General features: G+C 72.2%; 11 protein-coding genes. 9 read left to right on the top strand and 2 right to left on the bottom strand.

The window, feature by feature from the left end; all coding sequences use genetic code 11:
* Positions 1-227: 227 nt before the first annotated feature.
* A complete protein-coding gene (locus ACFZDK_RS52820) occupies positions 228-968 on the top strand; it encodes an ISAs1 family transposase (RefSeq protein WP_390985785.1) in 741 nt (246 codons plus the stop codon).
* A gap of 578 nt (positions 969-1,546) precedes the next feature.
* On the opposite strand, the gene ACFZDK_RS52815 is transcribed toward ACFZDK_RS52820, so the two are convergent.
* Entirely contained in the window at positions 1,547-1,696 is a 150-nt protein-coding gene (locus ACFZDK_RS52815) for a hypothetical protein (protein WP_390985783.1), read from the bottom strand.
* Positions 1,693-2,721 carry a serine aminopeptidase domain-containing protein gene (locus tag ACFZDK_RS52810; protein WP_390985780.1) on the bottom strand — a complete coding sequence of 343 codons (1,029 nt, stop codon included), beginning with the start codon at positions 2,719-2,721 and terminating at the stop codon, positions 1,693-1,695. The genes ACFZDK_RS52815 and ACFZDK_RS52810 overlap by 4 nt, the downstream gene beginning before the upstream one ends.
* Here ACFZDK_RS52810 and ACFZDK_RS52805 point away from each other — a divergent pair.
* The 8 genes from ACFZDK_RS52805 (at position 2,720) to ACFZDK_RS52770 (ending at position 18,976) form a co-directional block, all read left to right on the top strand.
* Entirely contained in the window at positions 2,720-3,634 is a 915-nt protein-coding gene (locus ACFZDK_RS52805) for a cupin domain-containing protein (protein WP_390985777.1), read from the top strand. The genes ACFZDK_RS52810 and ACFZDK_RS52805 overlap by 2 nt on opposite strands.
* 102 nt (positions 3,635-3,736) lie before the next feature.
* Positions 3,737-4,096, top strand: coding sequence for a transposase (locus tag ACFZDK_RS52800; RefSeq protein WP_390985774.1), 360 nt, complete (start codon positions 3,737-3,739; stop codon positions 4,094-4,096).
* Between the two features lie 634 nt (positions 4,097-4,730).
* On the top strand, positions 4,731-5,465 hold the full coding sequence (locus tag ACFZDK_RS52795; protein ID WP_390985771.1) for an alpha/beta fold hydrolase: 735 nt from the start codon (positions 4,731-4,733) through the stop codon (positions 5,463-5,465).
* A gap of 1 nt (position 5,466) precedes the next feature.
* Complete coding sequence (locus ACFZDK_RS52790) at positions 5,467-6,291, top strand: SDR family oxidoreductase (protein WP_390985768.1); 825 nt, start codon at positions 5,467-5,469, stop codon at positions 6,289-6,291.
* A 166-nt stretch (positions 6,292-6,457) separates the two neighbouring features.
* Complete coding sequence (locus ACFZDK_RS52785; RefSeq protein ID WP_390985765.1) at positions 6,458-9,358, top strand: amino acid adenylation domain-containing protein; 2,901 nt, start codon at positions 6,458-6,460, stop codon at positions 9,356-9,358.
* Positions 9,355-10,617, top strand: coding sequence for an ATP-grasp domain-containing protein (locus tag ACFZDK_RS52780; protein ID WP_390985762.1), 1,263 nt, complete (start codon positions 9,355-9,357; stop codon positions 10,615-10,617). Before ACFZDK_RS52785 ends, ACFZDK_RS52780 begins: the two co-directional genes overlap by 4 nt.
* The gene (locus tag ACFZDK_RS52775) at positions 10,614-13,775 is read left to right on the top strand and encodes an amino acid adenylation domain-containing protein (protein ID WP_390985759.1); all 3,162 of its coding nucleotides are present in this window, start codon (positions 10,614-10,616) and stop codon (positions 13,773-13,775) included. The genes ACFZDK_RS52780 and ACFZDK_RS52775 overlap by 4 nt, the downstream gene beginning before the upstream one ends.
* A gap of 35 nt (positions 13,776-13,810) precedes the next feature.
* Complete coding sequence (locus tag ACFZDK_RS52770) at positions 13,811-18,976, top strand: amino acid adenylation domain-containing protein (RefSeq protein WP_390985757.1); 5,166 nt, start codon at positions 13,811-13,813, stop codon at positions 18,974-18,976.
* The last annotated feature ends 83 nt before the right edge of the window (positions 18,977-19,059 follow it).

Genomic DNA, 19,059 nt, shown 5'->3' with positions numbered 1-19,059 from the left:
CATCCTCATGGCCCTGCTCCGACGCCGCCACTTGTGACGGAGCGTCACCGGCGCACGGTGGCACATCCCGGCTTCACGGAAATCTTGCCAGGGCCAGAGAAGTCCGTACGCCGACACATGTCGTCCTGGCGAAACTGGGCCCCCTCCACCAGCACGATACTGGCCGCCTGCGCGCCCACCTCCAGCATGTGCCCGACCCGCGTTCGCGTCGCGGGCGGTGGTATCCCTTGGCCGGCCTGCTGCTGATCTGCGCCTGTGCAGTCGTCTCCGGCGCCCGGACCATCACCGAGATCACCGAGTGGGGACAGCGCGCCACCACCACGTTGCTGGAACAGCTCGGCATGCGCCGCCACCTGCCCGGACATCGCCGCGCCCCATCCCACGCCACCCTCACCCGGCTCGCCGCCCTCGACGGCGATGCCCTGGACGCCGCGGTCGGCGCCTACCTGGCCGAACGCGACCACACCGACATCGGCGGCACCGGCTCCGCGCTCAAGGCTGCGATCGCGGTGGACGGCAAGGCGCTGTCCGGCTCCGCGTACCGGCAGCAGCGCCACCGGCATCTGCTGTCCGCCGTCACCCACGCCCCTACCGTCACCCTGGCTCAGCGGGAGGTGGGGGCCAAGACCAACGAGACATCTGCCTTCCGCCCCCTGCTGGAACCACTGGATCTGGCCGGCGCCGTGGTCACTTTCGACGCCCTGCACAGCGTCAAGGACCAGGTTCGGTGGCTGGTGCAGGAGAAGAAGGCCCCCTACATCGCGATGATCAAAGGAAACCAGCCGACCGCGTCAGCGCAGGTCAAAGCCCTGCCGTGGGAGCAGGTGCCCGTGGCGCACACAGTCTCCCAGGCCGGGCACGGGCGGCGGGAGTCCCGCTCGGTCAAGACCATGGCCATTGCCGGGAACCTGGGCGGGATCGCCTCCCCGGAAGCGCGGCTGGCCCTGCGCATCCACCGGCGCCGCTAGGAGAGCGGCAAGCGGCAGACCCGGGAGACGGTCTACGCCGTCACCAGCCTCGACACCCACCAGGCCAGCCCTGCTGACCTGGGCGGATACGTGGGCGGGCACTGGGGAATCGAAAATTCCAGCCACCATGTCAGAGATGTGGTGTTCGCCGAGGACGCCTCCACCGTCCACACCGGCAGCGCACCGCCGGCGATGGCCGCTCTGCGGAACCTGGGCCATCGGCAGACTGCGCCTGCTGGGAGCGGACAACATCGCCAAGACCACCCGAGCCATCCGCGACGCGCCCGAGCACGCCCTCTGGTCTGGGGCATCACCGGCACCCGGCATCAACCGTGAACTTGAACACTCCCGCACCGCTCGGCCAGCCGGATCGTCGGGACCCAGCCCGGCATGCAATATCAGGTCCGGGGCATCGAGCGCGGCGAACAGCGCCGCAGGACTGTGGAAGACTTTCACTTACGAGGTGCCTTGCTTCGTGGGACTGATGAGGGCGTAGGAACTCCCATCATCCCAGGTCAGCGGGCACCTCTTCTCATTGCGTCGTCCACAGACCAACTATCGCGCGGTGAATCCCAGGTTCAGGCTACGAGTAGGCGGGGGCCGGGCTCTGCCGTGTCGAGGGCGACGAGGTCGCCGTGGTCATCGGCGGCGCGTCTGGCGTCGGCCTGGGGATCGCCTAGGAATTCGTGGACCAGGGCGCGCGGGGTCATCACCGACCTGCACGTCATCGGGCGGCCAACTCCTCGGCGGGATTCCGGACCGCGAGGTTGGTGTTGAAGAAGACGCTGAGTGTCTGAACGGCCTGGTCGACGTACTGCAGCACGTCGTAGAGGTCATAGTGGCCGGCTCCCTCCACCACCTGCAGGCTCTTGTCCGAGGTCGTTCGCCGGAACAGTTCGTATCCGTCGCGGTAGGACCCGAAGCTGCCGACACGGTTGCCCACGATGACCTGCAGGGGTTGGGTGAGGAGTTCCTCGACGAGATGGAAGGCGTCGAACGCGATCACCGAGGCGACGCTGACGAACCGCAATTGGTTAGTCGAGTTCGGATGCTCGCCTCGGGGCGTGCGGTAGTAGTCCACTGCTTCGAGTACGTCGGCGTCGGTGACCCCGGCCGCGTGTGCGTCCTCTGGGCTGTCGGGGACCCACGGGCGAATCCCGGGCTGCCCGCCACGGGCCTCGATAGTGCGTTGCTGGCCGACTTCTTCCAGCAGTCGCACCGCGTTCCCGCGGTGGCCATCGCCCTCCCGTCGTGCCCGACCAATGTTGATCGGCGACACCACGCCCACCGCGGCGATGCGATGCTCGGTCATGGCGGCATTGACGGCGTAACCGCCACCCGCACAGATGCCCAGCACGCCGATACGCGCCTCGTCGACGAACTTGAGCGTGGTGAGGTAGTCCACCGCGCACCGAATGTCCTCCACACGCGACGCCGGTTCCTCCAGGTAGCGGGGCTCACCACCGCTCTCGCCCTGGTAGGACGCGTCAAAAGCAAGGGCAACGTACCCGCGCTGCGCCATCTTGGCGGCGTACAGCCCCGCAGTCTGCTCCTTGACGGCGTTCCCGGGATGGACGCAGACGATGGCGGCGTAGGTATTGCTCGGGTCGAAGTCGGCGGGCAGGTGGAGGTTGCCGGCGACATCAAGGCTTCGGTTGCGGAATCGCACTGGTTGCATGTCTTCAGCATGGCCGCCGACCATGAGACTTTGAATGGTTGCCAGTGCCCAGTTCTTGTTCCAGAATCCACACATGGCACGTGACCCCATCTCTGAGGTGCTCCACCTCGTGGACGCACGCTGCGTGATAACCGGCGGCCTGCACGCGGGTGGGCAATGGTCGCACCGCTCTCAACCGGACACCGCGGTCAAGATCGACGCAGTGGTGAGCGGCTCGTGCTGGCTGATCGCCGACGATCAGGCACCCGTACACCTTGGCTCAGGAGACGCCGCGGTGCTCTGCGGCGTCGACACCGCCGTCCTGTGTAGCGATCCGAACCTGACACCGGACGTAGGCCAGGAGCCACCGCAGAAGCTGGGCCTCTTCTCGCGGATCGGCACCGGCGAGCCGGACGTGGTCATCGTCGGCGGCCATGTCGATCTCGATCCCACATCGGCAGACCTGTTCACGTCAGCATTGCCGTTGGTGCTCCATGCACCGGCCAAGGACGCGGAAGCGGCCGAGATGCGGCGTCTCCTGGAACGGATCGTAGACGAGAGCGAAAGCGACCGCGCCGGCGCGCGCTTCGCCGCCGACCAGTACGCCCAACTCCTGCTCCTAGAAGCACTTCGCACCGTGATGCGACACCACGCCACCGTCCCACCCGGCTGGCTACGCCTGCTGATGGACTCTCGACTCCGCCCCGCGGTAAGTCTCATGCACGCCGATCCCGGCCGAGCGTGGCAGCTTCCCGAACTCGCCGCTGCCGCGAAGATGTCCCGCAGCCACTTCGCCCGCCAGTTCAAGCACGTGTCAGGACAACCGCCTCTGATGTACCTGTCTCACTGGCGCATCCAACTCGCCCAACGTGCATTGCGAACGTCCGACGTAACGGTTGCATCACTGGCGCACCGGCTCGGCTTCGCATCCGAAAGCACATTCAGCCACGCCTTCGCCCGTGTGGCCGGCACATCCCCATCGCGCTACCGGCGAAGCGTCGGTATTTGACGTATCCGGGACGCACCCGAACGCGCCGTCTGCATCTGGGGCATCACTGACAGCCCGCCCCTACCGGGAACTTGAAGCCGCCCTGCCGGCCGGGGCGCCGCCATGATCTGCACGCCGCCCGTGGCGCTGCTGGTCACGGCCGCGAGCGTGCAGGACTCCGTCGCCGGACAGGCCCTCATCGAGGAGGTGGCCGCCGAGCACCCCACGGTCCGCAAGACCCGGGGCTACGGCGGCTATCGCCAACACCTTGTCGAGCACGCCGCGATCCTCGGCATCGACATGCACATCGTCTGCCGCGCCCTGGTCCTGGTGATCATCAAGCGTAGCAACGCCATGCGTGACTTCGTGGTGCCGCCCAAGCGGCGGATCGTCGAACGGTTCTTCGCGCATCGGATGCGCCCCCGCCGCCTGGCCCGCGACTTCGAACGCCGCACCGCCGGCACCGAGGCGATGATCTACTGATCGATGACCCTGCTCATGACCCGCCGTCTGGCCCGCTCACGCCCGTAGCCAGCGGGAACCGCCCCGGCTGCGGCTCGGTCGGCCGAGCGCGACCAGACCTTTCGCTTTTGACCGCTGCGCTTGCACCTTCACCGGTACCGGCTCCAGGACGAACAGGGCGATCTTTTCCTGGCAGGTGAGGGGTCCTCGGCCGAGACGGTACCGGTCCGTGCGCACCTGCGGGATTGCGCTGGCAGTCCGCCGACAGCACTGGCCAGGCCTCACGCCAGCCGGGCGCCTGCGACGTGGGCTTCGCGGCCACCCCGTTACCCCCCACTGACTACATCTGGTCGGCCCGTCCGCCGGCGGCCGGTGCTGTCCACCCTCCGGCAGCCTCGCCGTACGCCGGCTTCCGTCGGACAACGCTCCTCCACCGCCCGGGACGGTCCGAGCATCCCGCCGCCCCACAGACCGATGACCAGCGAAGGCAATCAGACAGCCCAGCCGACCTGAACCACTGGCGGAACCGGCACGTTGTGGACACCAAGGAGAAGGATTCCAGCCAGGAACCCCAATCCCAAACTGCCGGAGGCCGTGAATCGGCTCAGAACCGTGCCTGCCGACGAGGCACCACCCGTGTGCTGTCAGGAGACCAATGAGTACCCCTGCTCCCGTCCGTGTGATCTGCCTGCCCTTCGCGGGTGCCGGCGCGAGCTTCTTCCGGCCCTGGAACAAACTCGCCCCGGACACGGTCCAGTTCGCCCCGCTCAACCTGCCCGGCCGGGAACGCCTGCTGGACGAGGAGCCGTTCACCGATCTGCACGGCGCGGCGGACGCCCTGCTGCCCGCCGCCGTCGAGCACGCCGAGGCCGCTCCCGTCGCCCTGCTGGGCCACTGCTTCCTCGGCGCGACGCTGGCCTACGAGATCTGTATCCGGCTCGTCGCCGCCGGGTACGGGCAGCGGATACGGCACCTGTTCGTCAGCGCGGCCCGTGCGCCGTTCCTGGGCAACTCCGCGCGGACCGCCGGGCTGTCCGACGATGAGTTCCTCGCACATGTCCGCCGTATCACCGGATACACGCACCCCGCCATGGAGATCCCGGAGATGCGTGAGGTCCTCATGGGCGCGCTGCGGGCCGACTTCCACATGGACGAGGACTACACGCCGACCGGGTCGGGTCCCGTCGAGGTCCCGGTGACGGCCGTGTGCGCCACCGACGACGAGATGGTCCCGCCGGCGGCGCTGGCCGGCTGGAGCGAGGTGACCCAGGGCCCGTTCCGTCAGGTCGAGGTGGCCGGCGGCCACATGTACGTCGCCGCCGACGCGCGGCCCCTCATCGACATCGTCGTCGGCACGCTGGCCGGCTCGACCCCGGCCGTGGAGGTCTGAGATGAGACTGCGTGACTCCGTCGTCATGATCACCGGTGCCGCCCGGGGTATCGGACGGGCTTGCGCACTGCGCGCGGCCGCCGAGGGCGCCGACCTCGTCCTGGTCGACGTCGACGGCGACCTTTCCGAGGTCCCCTACAGCCTGGGCTCGCCCGCACAGCTGGAGCACACCGCCGACCTGTGCCGCAAGGAAGGCGCCAGTGTGCTCGTGGCGCCGGCCGACGTACGCAGCGCCGAAGCGGTCGAGGCGGCCGTCGAGCTGGGCATCGACCGCTTCGGGACCATCACCGGACTGATCAACAACGCCGGCATCGGGGCCCCGTCCGGCAAGCCGGCCCACGAGTTCACCGAGCAGGAATGGCAGGTCATGCTCGACGTGAACGTGTCCGGGGAATGGCGGGTGCTGAAGGCCGTGGTTCCGGTCATGCTGCGCGACGGCGGCGGATCCATCGTCAACGTCGCCTCCACCGCGGGTCTGGTCGGCTACCGCCACTTCGCCGGTTACGTGGCCAGCAAGCACGCCGTCGTGGGACTGACCAAGTCCGCCGCCCTCGACTACGCCCCCCACGGCATCAGGGTCAACGCGCTGTGCCCCGGCCCGGTACGGGACGATCCGGCCATGGACGGCCAGATGACCGCGGTCGTGGCCGACGCGCTCGGCATCAGCTACGACGAGCAGGAAGCGGTCTACCTGGAGTCCGTGCCGACCAACTCCCTGGTCGACCCGCTGGACGTGGCGGACGCCGCGGTCTGGCTGGTCAGCGGCGAGTCCCGGAGGGTCACCGGCACCGTCATCACCGTCGACTCCGGGTTCACGGCCCGCTGACGGCCTGAGGAGACGGCGGCGGCACCGGCCGATCGGTTCGTTCACGCTCCGGCGACCGAGGGACCGCCGGTGTGCCGCACCTTCACCCGGCCCGCAACCCCCGGGCCACCCGCCGGGCGCGACCGCGCCCGGCGCGTTCACCGGTTTTCCGAAGGAACCAGACCACATGGAACCGACCACCTCCCGCGCGGTGCGGAGCACCGCCGACAAAGGCAGCCACGCCCTGATCCGGCGGCTCTCCGCGGGCGACGACATCGGCACGCTGCGCGGCCGGCTCGGCACGGCCTCCGAGCGGCAGCCGGAACTGGCCGGCCTCCGCCTCTGGGACGAGCCGGTGGCAGCCGGCGCCGACGACCCCGCCGCCGAGGAACGCCGCATCCGCGAGATCGGCCGCTCGGTGGTCGGCGTGGCCCGGCTGACCGTCCTCACCTACGCTGACGGCGCCGCCGACCTGCTGATCGTGGCCCACCGGGACCGCCTCGGCCGCTCCGGTCTCGGTGCCCTCGCCGACCTGGCGCAGGGCGCGGACGTCACGGTGGCGTTCCCGGCCGGGCCGGGGCCGCGGCCGGGCCCGGCCGCATGGGGCCTGGGAGAACCGACGGGACGCGGCGAGCCCCTGCGGGTTCCGGTCCCGGTGACCCGGGCGCGGGCCGGTGACGCGAAGCAGGCCGCCGCGGTGGCCCGCGACGCCGTCGCGGCGACCCTCGCGCACTACCGCCTCGCGGACTCGGCCGCCTTCACCGTGCTCGTCGACGACACGGTCTCCTGCCACACCGCGAGGAATCCCGCCGACGACGAGGACGCCCCGGCCCTCGGCGCGCTCGCGCTGACGGTCGGCACCGCCGAGGACGGCACCGATCCGGCGGTCGGCGTGTTCGTGGCCGAGCAGGGCCAGGACCGCTACGTCCCCTTCACCGCCGCCCCGTTCCCCGTCACGGTCACCGTGGAGGTGACGCCGGAGCGCGGTCTGGCAGCCGTCCTCACCACCGGGGACTCCGTCATGGCGCCGGTGGTCGCCGCACAGTTCGCCCACGTCCTCGGCGCACTCCTGGACGCCTACGCGCTCGGCACCACCGACGCGGCGCTCGACGAGGCGGCGCGGCTGCCCGAGGCCACGGCGGCCGAGATCGTCGGACGCGGCCGCACCGCGGGCCGTACCGGGTTCCGGCCCACGACCGTCCCGGCCGCCTTCGCCGACCTCGCCCGTACGCAGCCGGACGCCCCGGCCGTGTCCGACCACGCCACCACCCTGACCTATGGTGAACTGGCCGAGCGCGGCGGCCGGATCGCGGCGGGGCTGCGCGAGCGCGGGGTCCGCCCCGGCGACCACGTCGCCGTCTGCCTGGGCCGTGACGTCGACACCGTCGCGACCATGCTCGGCGTGATGATGGCCGGCGCCGCCTACGTACCGGTCGACCCGGCCTACCCGGCCGAGCGCCTCGCCTACACCGCCGCCGACGCCGCCGTGAAGGCGGTCGTGACGGCCGCAGCCGACGACGAAGCGTTTCCCGACCACCCGACCGTGACCACCGCCGAACTCCTGGCCTCGTCTCCGGCGGACACGGCGGACACGGCGGGCGGGGCGGGTACGCCGGGAGGGTCGGACACGGCGGACGGGGCGAGTACGCCGGCAGAGTCGGACACGGCGGACGGGGCGGCTACGCCGGCAGGGTCGGACACGGCGGCCGCGAGCGACCCGGCCGGCATCGCGTACGTCATCTACACCTCGGGCTCCACCGGCCGGCCCAAGGGCGTGGCGGTCCCGCACGCCAACGTGGCGGCGCTGGTCGACGCGACCCGCACGGACATGTCCCTCGGCCCCTCCGACGTGTGGTCGTTCGTCCACTCCAGCGCCTTCGACTTCTCGGTCTGGGAGATCTGGGGCTGCCTGCTGACGGGCGGTCACCTGGTGGTGGTCGGCGCGGACACGGCCCGGTCGCCTGAGGACTTCCACGACCTCCTCGCCGCCCGCGGCGTGACGGTCCTCAGCCAGACACCGGCGGCGTTCGCGGCCCTGCAGGAGGCCGACGCGCGCAAGGGCACCGCCCTCGCGGTGCGCCTCGTCGTCTTCGGTGGCGAGCCGCTGGACGTGCGCATGCTCCAGGGCTGGTTCCGCCGCCACCCCGCCACCCGCTGCCGCCTCGTGAACATGTTCGGCATCACGGAGACCACCGTCCACGTCACCGCTCAGACGGTGACCCCCGGCGACGTGACAGCGGTGAGCCGCTCGGTGGGACGGGCGCTGCCCGGCTGGTCCGTCTCGGTGCGCGACCGCCGGGGCGCGGTGCTCCCGTACGGCGTACCGGGTGAGATCTGGGTCGGCGGGGCCGGCCTCGCCGACCGGTACCTGAACCAGCCCGAGCTGACCGCGGCGCGTTTCGTCGACGATCCGGTGACCGGCAGCCGCCAGTACCGCAGCGGAGACCTGGGCAGGCTGGCCCCGGACGGCCGGCTCGACCACCTCGGCCGCATCGACAGCCAGGTGAAGCTGCGCGGATTCCGGATCGAACTGGACGAGATCCGCTCGGTGCTGCTCGCCGACCCCGGTGTGACCGCGGCCGCCGTGACGGTGCACCAGGCCGTGGCCGGCGATTCGGCGACCGCCCGGCTCGAGGCGTACGTCGTCGTGAACGGCGACCGCGGCGTCGACGACATCCGCCGGCGCATGGCCTCCTACCTGCCCGCCTACATGGTGCCGTCGACGCTCGCGCCCATCGCCGCACTGCCGTTGACCATCAACGGCAAGGTGGACTCCGCCCGGCTCCGGGAACTGGTCAGCTCCGCGCCGGAACCCGCCGCCGGACCCGCGCCCGCCGGCACCGGCACCGGCACCGGCACGATCCTGAGCCAGGTCCTGAGCGCATGGTCCGAGGTGCTCGGCGAGGCGGCCGAACCCGACGACGACTTCTTCGAGGGCGGCGGCAACTCGCTGCTCGCGGTGCGCCTGTCGGGCGCCCTGCGCCGCGCCGGCCTGCCCGCGATCTCGCTGCGCGAGCTGTACGTGCACGCCACCCCGACCGAACTCGCCGAACTGTTCGCGCGCCGGACCCAGGACGCGTCGGCATGACGACGGCATCACGGCGCCCGCTGCTCGCGGTCGTGTACGACACGGGCTCGGCCTCCGGCGCCACGATCCGCGCCGCCGCGGGCCGCAGCTGCGACCTCCTCTTCGTCGGCGACCGGAACCGGCCGCAGGTAGCCGAGGCCTGGGCCGGCCTGGCCCCCCTCGGCACAGTGTGTGACGTGACCGGACTGGACGACGCCGAGCGGGTGCGGGCCGTCGCCGAGCACCGGCCGGCCGGGATCGTGACCTTCAGCGAGTACCAGCTCGCCGAGACCGCCCGCCTCGCCGAGGCCCTCGGTCTGCGCGGTCACGCCCCGCGGACGGTGGCGCTGCTGACCGACAAGATCGCCCAGCGCGGCGCGTTGGCCGCCGCGGGCGTCGGCACGATCCGCTTCCGGTCCCTGTCGCCGGACCCGCGGGCCGCCGTCGAGGCGGTGGGCCTGCCGGCCGTGGTGAAACCGCGCCGCGGTGCGGGCAGCAGGGACACCTTCCGGCTCACGACGGCCCAGGAGACCGAGGCGGTCCTCGGCGCGCTGCCCGACGCCACCGAGTTCGTGGTGGAGGAACTGCTGCAGGGGGATCCGGGCGTCGCCGGGGCGTTCTTCGGCGACTACGTCTCGGTCGAGTCCGTCCACACCGGGACCGGCTCCCGGCAGGTCTGCGTGACCGGCAAGTTCCGGCTGGCCGAGCCGTTCCGCGAGACAGGGATGCTGCTGCCGTGTTCGCTCAGCGCCGCGGACCAGGACGCCGTCCTGGCGGTCGACGCGGCCGCGGTCAAGGCGCTCGGCGTGAGCACCGGTGTCACCCACACGGAGATCAAGCTGACCCCCGACGGGCCGCGGGTCATCGAGGTCAACGGCCGCGTCGGCGGCTACGTCCCGGAGATCCTCAAGCGGGCCACCGGGGTCAACCTGATCCGGCTCGCCATCGACGACGCCCTGGGCCTGCCGGTCCGCGGCGACCTGGCGCCGCGGTTCCGGGGCGTCACCTACCAGTACTTCCTGGCGGTCCCGGACGACGGCGGCGGCACGCTGAGCGCCGTCGAGGGCGTGGACGAGCTCGCGGCGCTGCCCGGCGTCGACCACGTGGAGGTCCACGCCGCCCCGGGCCGGACCTACGACCGGCGGGACGGGACGCAGAGCCACCTCGGAGTCGTCTACGGACAGGCTCCCGACCACGCCGCCCTGGAAGCCACCGCGACCTCCATCGACGCGACGTTCCGTCCCGTCTTCCGTTCCCAGCCGGACAGGACGACGACATGACAGTCACCCTCACCCAACCGGATCCCGGACCGGGCGCGCACGGACCGGCCGCAGGCTATCCGCAGGACGCGACCGTGCACGAGGTCTTCACGCGGGTCGCCGAGACCGCCCCGGACCGCATCGCCCTGGTCACCCCGACGGCCTCGGTGACCTACGGGGAACTGCACGAGGCGTCCACCGCGTCGGCCAGGGCGCTGGTCGCCGCCGGGGTCCGGCCCGGTGACCTGGTGGCGGTGCGGCTGGGCCGCGGCACCGCCTGGATCACGGCGTACCTGGCGGTCCTGAAGGCGGGCGCGGCGATGCTGCCGGTCAGCACGCGCGAGCCGGACCAGCGGGTGGCCCTGCTGCTCGCCGACAGCGGGGCGAAGGCCGTGATCGGCGAGGTCGGCGCCGCCCCTGCCGGGCTGCCGGTGTTGGACACCGGCGCGAGCGGCCCGGAGGACACCGCGCTGCCCGCCGGACTCGGGGCCGGGAGCCCCGCCTACGTGATGTACACCTCGGGATCCACCGGAGTCCCGAAGGGCGTCGTCGTCTCGCACCGCAACGTCCTGCGGCTGGTGGTGAGCCCGGGATTCGCCCGGTTCGGGCCGGACATGCGGGTCCTGCAGACCGGAGCGGTCTCGTTCGACGCGACCACCTTCGAGGTCTGGGGGCCGCTGCTGGCCGGGGGCTGTGTGGTGCTGGTGGACGACGACACGATCCTGGACGCGGCCCGGCTCGGCGCCGCGCTGCGCGAGCACGGCGCGAACACGCTGTGGCTGACGGCCCCGCTGTTCAGCCAGCTCGCCGGGCAGGAACCCGGCCTGTTCGCGCCGTTGCGGGAACTGTTCGTCGGCGGGGACGTCGTCGTCGGCCGGCACGTCGCGGCGGTCATGGCGGCCTGCCCGGACCTGCGCGTCGTCAACGGATACGGGCCCACGGAGAACACAACGTTCTCCACCCTGCACACCATCACCGAGGCCGACACCGCCGGGCCGATCCCGATCGGCCTGCCACCGGCCAACTCCTCGGCCTACGTCCTCGACGAGGCCCGCAACCCGGTGCCGGCCGGCACGGCAGGAGAGCTGTACGTCGGCGGGGACGGCGTCGCGCTGGGCTACCTGAACCGTCCGGAGCTCACCGCGGAACGGTTCCTCACCGACCCGTTCCGGCCCGGCGGGCGCATGTACCGGACCGGTGACCTGGCACGGCGGCGCGCGGACGGGGTCATCGAGTTCCTCGGCCGGACCGACGACCAGGTCAAGGTGCGGGGCTTCCGGATCGAACTCCGCGAGATCGAGGAGGCCCTGCGCGGCCACCCCGAGGTCTTCGGCGCGGTCGTCGTCCTGCGCGAGCGGGGCCCGGAGCCGGCCGACCGGTACCTCGTCGGGTACGCCGCGGCCACCAGCTGGCTGGACAGCCGCGACCTGCGCGCCCATCTGGCGTCGAAGCTCTCCCCCCACCTGGTGCCCGGCTATCTGGTCGTACTCGACGAACTGCCGCTGACCGCACACGGCAAGGTGGACCGGGCGGCGCTGCCGGACGCGGTGTCGATGCCGGACATGCCGGAGGAGTACGTACCCGCCGAGTCCGAGGCCGAGAAGCGGCTCGTCTCCCTCTGCGAGGGGCTGCTGGGCATCGACACGCCCGGCGTCCTCGACTCGCTGCTCGACCTCGGCGTCGACTCGCTCGGGGCGGCACGCCTGTCACGTGCGATCGCGGACGGGTTCGGCCGGAGCATCCCGGTCTCGGAGATCCTGGGCCGGCCGACGATCCGTGAACTGGCCGCGGCCCTGGACGGCGCGCCCACCGACACCTCCGGCCCCGCGGACGGCGCGCCCGCCGGGACCCCCGGCCACCCGGACGGGGCGCGGCAGCGCGACACCTTCGCCCTGACGCCGGCGCAGCGCGCCATGTACGCCGCGCAGCGCAGCCGGCCGGAGACGGTCCAGTACAACGTCTCGCTGCTGATCGACCTGGCACCCGACGTCGACCCGGCCGCCCTGGAGCGGGCCTTCGCGGACGTGATCAGGACCCACGACGCCCTGCGCACCGAGTTCACCGACGGGCCGGACGGCCCCGTCCAGCGCGTCGTACCCACGGTGGACTTCCACCTGGAGCGGCGGCACACCCCGCTGGATCCCGCCGCGGAGATCCGGCCGATCGCGCTCGACCGCGCACCGCTGCTGCGGGCGACCCTCTCCCGGGACGCCGACGCGGCACAGCTCCTCGTCGACGCACATCACCTGGTCCTGGACGGGGACTCGCTGCGCCGGGTCTTCGCCGACATCGACGCCGCCTACCACGGGCGTCCCGTCGCGGCGCCGGCGCGGTCGTTCGCCGACTACCTCGCCTGGTCCGAGGGCGAGGCCGCGACGGCCCGGCGGGAGGCCGACCGGTCCTACTGGCAGGACGTCTTCCGCTCGGCGCCGGCGCGGCCCGAACTCCCCGCGGACCGGCCGCGTCCGGCGCTGCGGACCTTCGCCGGCGCGACCACCCGGCTGCACTTCGGGCCGGAGCGCACCGCACGGATGCGGGCGCTGGCGGCCGAGCGGCGGACCACGCTGTTCCCCGTGCTCGCCGCCGGGTACGGAGCCTTCCTGCGCACGCTCACCGGGAGCGCCGACGTCACGTTCGGGGTGCCGACGATCGGCCGCGGCGAAGCCGCGTTCGACCGGACCGTCGGCATGTTCGTGGACACCGTCTGCCTGCGGCTCGACGCCGGTGCCGGGACGCCGCTGGCCGCCCTGGTCACGCAGGCCGCCGCGGGCATCGGCGGGGCCCTCGCGCACAGCACCTGCGGCCTCGACGAACTGGCCGCGACGGCCGGTGCCGAGCAGATCCCGGGCCGCACCCCGCTGTTCGACACCATGCTCGCCCTGCACGCCGCGGATCTGCTCGCCGTCGACTTCCTCGGCACACCGCGGACGCTGCGCCCGCTGTTCCCCGGACACACCATGTTCGACCTGAACCTCCAGGTGTACGACCACCCGTCGGGGCTCCTGGCCGACTGGGAGTACTCGACCGAGCTGTTCGACCCACCGACCGTCGAGAGCTTCAAGGAACTCCTGCTGGCGACCGTGGACCGGCTGCTTGACGACCCCGACGAGCCGGTCGTGCCGCCGTCCGCCGTTCCCGCGGCGCCCTCCGCCGTGCCGGCCTTCGACTTCGACTTCTGAGACCGACGATGAATCACACCCAAGGAGCCGTCCTCATGACGCCCGACCTCACCGCGGGCCAGCGGCGCGTAGCGGCCGCCCAGCGCCCCGAGGCCGCCGCCTTCTGGACCTCGCGTCTCGCCGACGCGACCGCCGTCGGATTCCCCGCCGACCGGCCCTCCGCCGACCGCGCGGCCCACCGCCACACCGCCGAACTGCCGCTGGACGCCCACACCGGCGAGCGCCTCCAGGCCGTCAGCCGGGGGGACGCCGAGGCCGCCGCCGTGCTGCTGACGTCCGTCGCCGTCGCGCTGCTGCGCTCCTTCACGGGCGTCGACGACCTGCTCGTCGGCCGGCTTCCCGCCGCCCCCGGCGGCCTCGCCGACGTCGTCCCGCTCCGCATCACCCTCGCCGCCGACGACTCGCTCGCCGCGGTCGCGGCCCGGCTCGGCGCGGCGGTCGGCGAGAGCCGCCCGTACGAGGACTACCCGGTCGAGCTGGTGGCCGGCCTGCCGGAGGCCGTCGTCCTCGGCGACGCCGTGCCTGCCGACGACCGGCTGCCCGCCGCGGACACCCTCATCGGCTTCGGCCCGGCCCGGCGTTCGGTCGTCGTCCGGGTGGACGGCGACCGCTTCCTGCCGGAGTCGGCGCACCTGCTCGCCGAGCGGTGCCGCACCCTCCTGGCCGCCGCGCTGGACGCACCGCGTGCGCCCCTGGCCGGATTCGACCTGCGCACCGAGCACGATCGCGAGATCACCGCGGCCGCGAACGACACCGCCCACCCCTTCCCGGACCAGGTGACGCTCTCCGAGCTGTTCGCCCGGACCATGGCGGCCCGCCCCGGGCAGCGGGCGATCGTCACGCCCGAACGCTCCTACACCTACGCCGAGCTGGACCGGGTGACCGCGCATCTGGCGGCGCGCCTGCGGTCCGCCGGTGTCGGGCGCGACGTGATCGTGGGCGTGCTGGCGGAGCGGTCCTTCGCGGCGCTGGCCGGGATCATCGCGGTGATCAGGGCCGGCGGCGCCTATCTGCCGCTGGACCCGTCGCTGCCGCAGGAGCGGCTGGCCCACATGGTGTCCGACAGCCGGACGGGCCTGGTGCTGGCCGACGCGGCCTCGGCCGGGCGGCTGCCCGGGGCCGGCACCACGGTGATCGCCCTCGACGACGCGGTCAGGGAGGCCTTCGAGGCGGAAGCAGCCGACCCGGTCCCCTTCGGCAGCCCCGACGACACCGCGTACGTCATCTACACCTCCGGCTCCACCGGGCTGCCCAAGGGCGTCGTCGTCGAACACCGCAGTGTCGTCAACCGCCTGCACTGGATGCAGCGCGCCTACCCCCTCGGTGCCGACGACGTCATCCTCCACAAGACCCCGACCGCGTTCGACGTCTCGGTGTGGGAGCTGTTCTGGTGGCTGATCGAGGGCGCCGCCGTCGGTCTGCTCGAACCGCGGGGTGAGCGCGAGCCGGACGCGATCGTCGAGGCGATCGACCGGTTCGGCGTGACCGTCATGCACTTCGTCCCCACGATGCTCGGGGCGTTCCTGGACTACGCCGGAGCCGCCGGCGCGGCCCCCCGGCTGGCCCCGCTGCGCCGCGTGTTCGCCAGCGGCGAGGCCCTCGGCCGACACCACGTGACCGCGTTCCACGAGCTCGGCACCGGCGCCGAACTGGTGAACCTGTACGGTCCGACCGAGGCCACCGTCGACGTCAGCCACCATCGCACCGCCGCCGCCGACACCGTGGTGCCGATCGGCCTGCCGATAGACAACACCCGGCTGTACGTCCTCGACGCCGCGGGCCGCGAGCTGCCGGTCGGCATGCCCGGCGAGCTGTACATCGCCGGCGCCGGACTCGCCCGCGGCTACCTGCACCGCGAGGAACTGACCGCCGAGCGCTTCGTGACCGACCCGCTGCCCGGCGAGGACCGCGCCTACCGGACCGGCGACCTGGTCCGGCGCCTGCCCGACGGCGCCGTCGACTACCTCGGCCGCATCGACTTCCAGGTCAAGCTGCGCGGTTACCGCATCGAGCCCGGCGAGATCGAGCAGCGGCTGCTCGCCCACCCTGAGGTCACCGACGCCGTCGTGGTGCTCCGGACCGGCGACGACGGCCAGGGCCGGCTGTACGGATACGTCGTCCGCACCGGCGACGTCACCGAGGACGACCTGCGCGCGCACGCCGCCGTCACCCTGCCCGCGTACATGGTCCCCGAGCGCATCGTCCCGCTCACGGCCTTCCCGCTGTCCCCGAACGGCAAGCTCGACCGCTCGGCGCTGCCCGAACCGGCCGTACGCACCGCCGAGTACGTCGCGCCCGCATCGGAGGCGGAGCGCGCCCTCGCCGGTATCTGGGCCGACGTGCTGGGCGTGGCGCGGGTCGGCGCGACGGACAGCTTCTTCGCCCTGGGGGGCAACTCCATCCACTTCGTCTCGGTGCTCGCCAAGGCCCGCAAGGAAGGCATGGAGTTCACCTTCCAGCAGCTGTTCGCCCACCCCACCGTGCGGGAACTCGCGGCGGGCGTCGGCGAGGCGGCGGCCGGAGACGCCCCGCCCACCGAGTTCGGGGCCTTCGAGCTGATCAGCGACCGCGACCGGGCGCTGATCCCGGAGGGCATCGAGGACGCCTACCCGATGGCCATGCTCCAGTCCGGGCTGATCTACCAGAGCGAGATCATGCACGGCAACACGAGCTACCACGACATCATCAGCTACCTGATCCAGAGCTCCATAGACCCCGGGCTGTTCCGCGAGGCGGTACGCATCCTGGTGGCACGCAACCCGATCTTCCGCACCAGCTACCACCTGCACGAGTACACGGAGTACCTGCAGCTGGTGCACGAGCGGATCGAGGAACTGCCGCTGGTCGTCCACGACATCCGGCACCTCGGCCCGGAGAAGCAGGACGCCTGGTACGACGAGTGGTTCCACCGCGAGCAGAACCGGCCCTTCGACTGGGACGAACCGGGCCTGTTCCGGTTCCACATCCACATCCTGTCCGACGGGCTCTACCGGTACAGCGTCAGCCAGCACAACTCGGCACTGGACGGCTGGAGCATCAACCAGGTGCACGTCCAGCTGTTCGGCATCTACTACGCGCTGCTGGAGGGGCGGACCGCCGACACCCCCCAGGCGGTCAACCACCTGCGCAACTTCATCGGTCTCGAGCGGCACGCCATCACCTCCCCGGACTTCCAGGAGTTCTGGCGCAGGGCGCTGGACGGACGGCCGCACACCGAGATCCCGCGGCTGCGGCCGGCCGAGCCCGGCGAGCGCCTGGACGTGGTCTTCCGGGACATCGAACTGCCGGACGGCCTGTCGGACCGGATCGTGGCCCTGGCCGGGCGGCTGGGGGTGCCGGTGAAGAACGTCCTGCTCGCCGCGCATCTGCGGGTGCACACCCTGCTGTGCGCAAACCCCGACGTCATCACCGGATACGAGCACGGCGGCCGACCCGAACTGCCGGGCGCGGACCGCGCGCTGGGCGTCTTCCTCAACACCATGCCGCTGCGGGTGAAGGTGGCCGAGGGCACCTGGACGGAGCTGATCCGGCAGACGTACCGGAGCGAGGCCGAACTGCTGCCCTACCGGCGGTATCCGATGGCGAAGGTGAAGCAGGACCAGCGGACCACCGACCCGCTGTTCGAGACGGTCTTCAACTTCACCCACTTCCACTCGCTCAAGGCACTGAAGGAACTGCCGGAGTTCGCGCTGCTCGACGTACGGGCGGCGGCGATCACCGAGTTCCCGCTGCGCGCGGAGTTCTCGCAGCACTTCTACACGGACGAGGTACAGCTCAGCCTGCACTACCACCCCGGGGTGTTCGACACCGAGCACATCGAGCGGATCGGCGGGTACTACCGCCGGGCCCTGACGCACATGGTCGACACACCCGACGCCCCGCATTACTCCGCCGAACTGCTGGACGAGACGGAGCTGGCGGAGCTCGCCGCGTTCGGCGCGTCCCAGCCGGACGCGACGACGGTGGTCGACGCGGCCGGGGGGACGACCGTGCCCATCGGGACGACCGGCGACGTACTGGTCTCCGGGCGTCCCACCGGGCGGCGCGGGTTCTGGCGACCGGACGGCGTCCTCGAGTTCGTGGACGAGAACCCCGCCGCGATCGAGCGCTCCGCCGCGGCGGTCGAGGAGTCTCCGACGGCGCCCGCGGTCACCCGGCCGACGGTTCGCCCGGACGCCGAGGACGTACTCGCACCGTTCGTCGAGCGGATCCGTGCGGTCTGGGCCGGGGTCCTGGAGACCGAACCGGACGGCATCGGCATCGACGACGACTTCTTCGACATCGGCGGCAACTCGCTGGCCGCGCTGCGCGTGAGCGTGCAGCTGAAGGAGTGGGTGTCGCTGCGGGACGTGATGCGCAGCTCCATCCTGCGCGAACTCGCGGAGGCCGCGGCCGAGAAGGCCGGCTCCGCCCCCGCGGAGGAGGGCACGCTGCTGGCCTGGTTCACCGAGCCCGCGAACGCCGCGGCGACCGTCGTCCTCCTGCCGTACGCGGGAGGCAACGCCGTGCACTTCCGGCCGGTCGCACAGGAACTCGCCCGGCGGGACGGCACGGTCGCCGTGGCCGCCGCCGAACTGCCCGGGCACGCTCCGGGGGCGTCGGATGCGGATCTGCTGCCCTTCGACGAGATCTGCGCACGGCTGACCGCCGAGATCGACGCGACGACGAGCGGGCCGCTGGTGCTGTGGGGCCACTGCGTCGGCTCGGCCCTGGCCCTCGCCCTGGCGCGACAGCTCACCGAACGGGGCCGGACGGTGCGGCACCTGTTCCTGGCCGCGAAGCTGCTCGCCGACGCCGGCACCATCCGCGACACGCTGGGCAACGCCGAGCGGCTCTCCTTCGGCGACGTACGCGACCTGGTCGTCGACTGGACGGGCTCGACGGCGATCGACTCGGCCGAGGAGGCGACCCGCGACCTGCTCATGCGCACGTTCCGCCACGACTCGCTGACCGCCAACACGTACCTGCTCGGCCTGCGGACCGCGCCGCCGGAACCGCTGGACGTGCCGTGCACCGTGGTGACCGCGGCCGACGACCCGGCGACCGAGGGCTACGGCGAGGCGTACCGAGCCTGGCAGACGGCGGTCCGCGCACCGCGGCTGGCCGAGCTGACCCACGGCGGCCACTACTTCGCGCGGACCCGGCCGGAGGCGGTCGCGGACCTGCTGGCCACAGCCGTCCACGAGACACCGCGGACCTGACCGCCGACCCGCCCGGCACCCGCACCTCAGCGGGGGGGGGGGGGAGGGCCTGTTCCTCCCCCGTCGCCCCCCCACCCCGCCCG

This window comes from Streptomyces sp. NPDC007901, assembly GCF_042959465.1.
Classification (GTDB): Bacteria; Actinomycetota; Actinomycetes; order Streptomycetales; family Streptomycetaceae; genus Streptomyces.
This window is presented reverse-complemented; position numbering and strand designations above follow the sequence as displayed.

Coding starts and splice junctions, on each gene's coding strand:
- ACFZDK_RS52770 (WP_390985757.1), top strand. CDS start 13,811: ATGACGCCCGACCTCACCGCGGGCCAGCGGCGCGTAGCGGCCGCCCAG.
- ACFZDK_RS52785 (WP_390985765.1), top strand. CDS start 6,458: ATGGAACCGACCACCTCCCGCGCGGTGCGGAGCACCGCCGACAAAGGC.
- ACFZDK_RS52800 (WP_390985774.1), top strand. CDS start 3,737: ATGATCTGCACGCCGCCCGTGGCGCTGCTGGTCACGGCCGCGAGCGTG.
- ACFZDK_RS52810 (WP_390985780.1), bottom strand. CDS start 2,721: ATGTGTGGATTCTGGAACAAGAACTGGGCACTGGCAACCATTCAAAGT.
- ACFZDK_RS52775 (WP_390985759.1), top strand. CDS start 10,614: ATGACAGTCACCCTCACCCAACCGGATCCCGGACCGGGCGCGCACGGA.
- ACFZDK_RS52790 (WP_390985768.1), top strand. CDS start 5,467: ATGAGACTGCGTGACTCCGTCGTCATGATCACCGGTGCCGCCCGGGGT.
- ACFZDK_RS52780 (WP_390985762.1), top strand. CDS start 9,355: ATGACGACGGCATCACGGCGCCCGCTGCTCGCGGTCGTGTACGACACG.
- ACFZDK_RS52795 (WP_390985771.1), top strand. CDS start 4,731: ATGAGTACCCCTGCTCCCGTCCGTGTGATCTGCCTGCCCTTCGCGGGT.
- ACFZDK_RS52805 (WP_390985777.1), top strand. CDS start 2,720: ATGGCACGTGACCCCATCTCTGAGGTGCTCCACCTCGTGGACGCACGC.
- ACFZDK_RS52815 (WP_390985783.1), bottom strand. CDS start 1,696: ATGACGTGCAGGTCGGTGATGACCCCGCGCGCCCTGGTCCACGAATTC.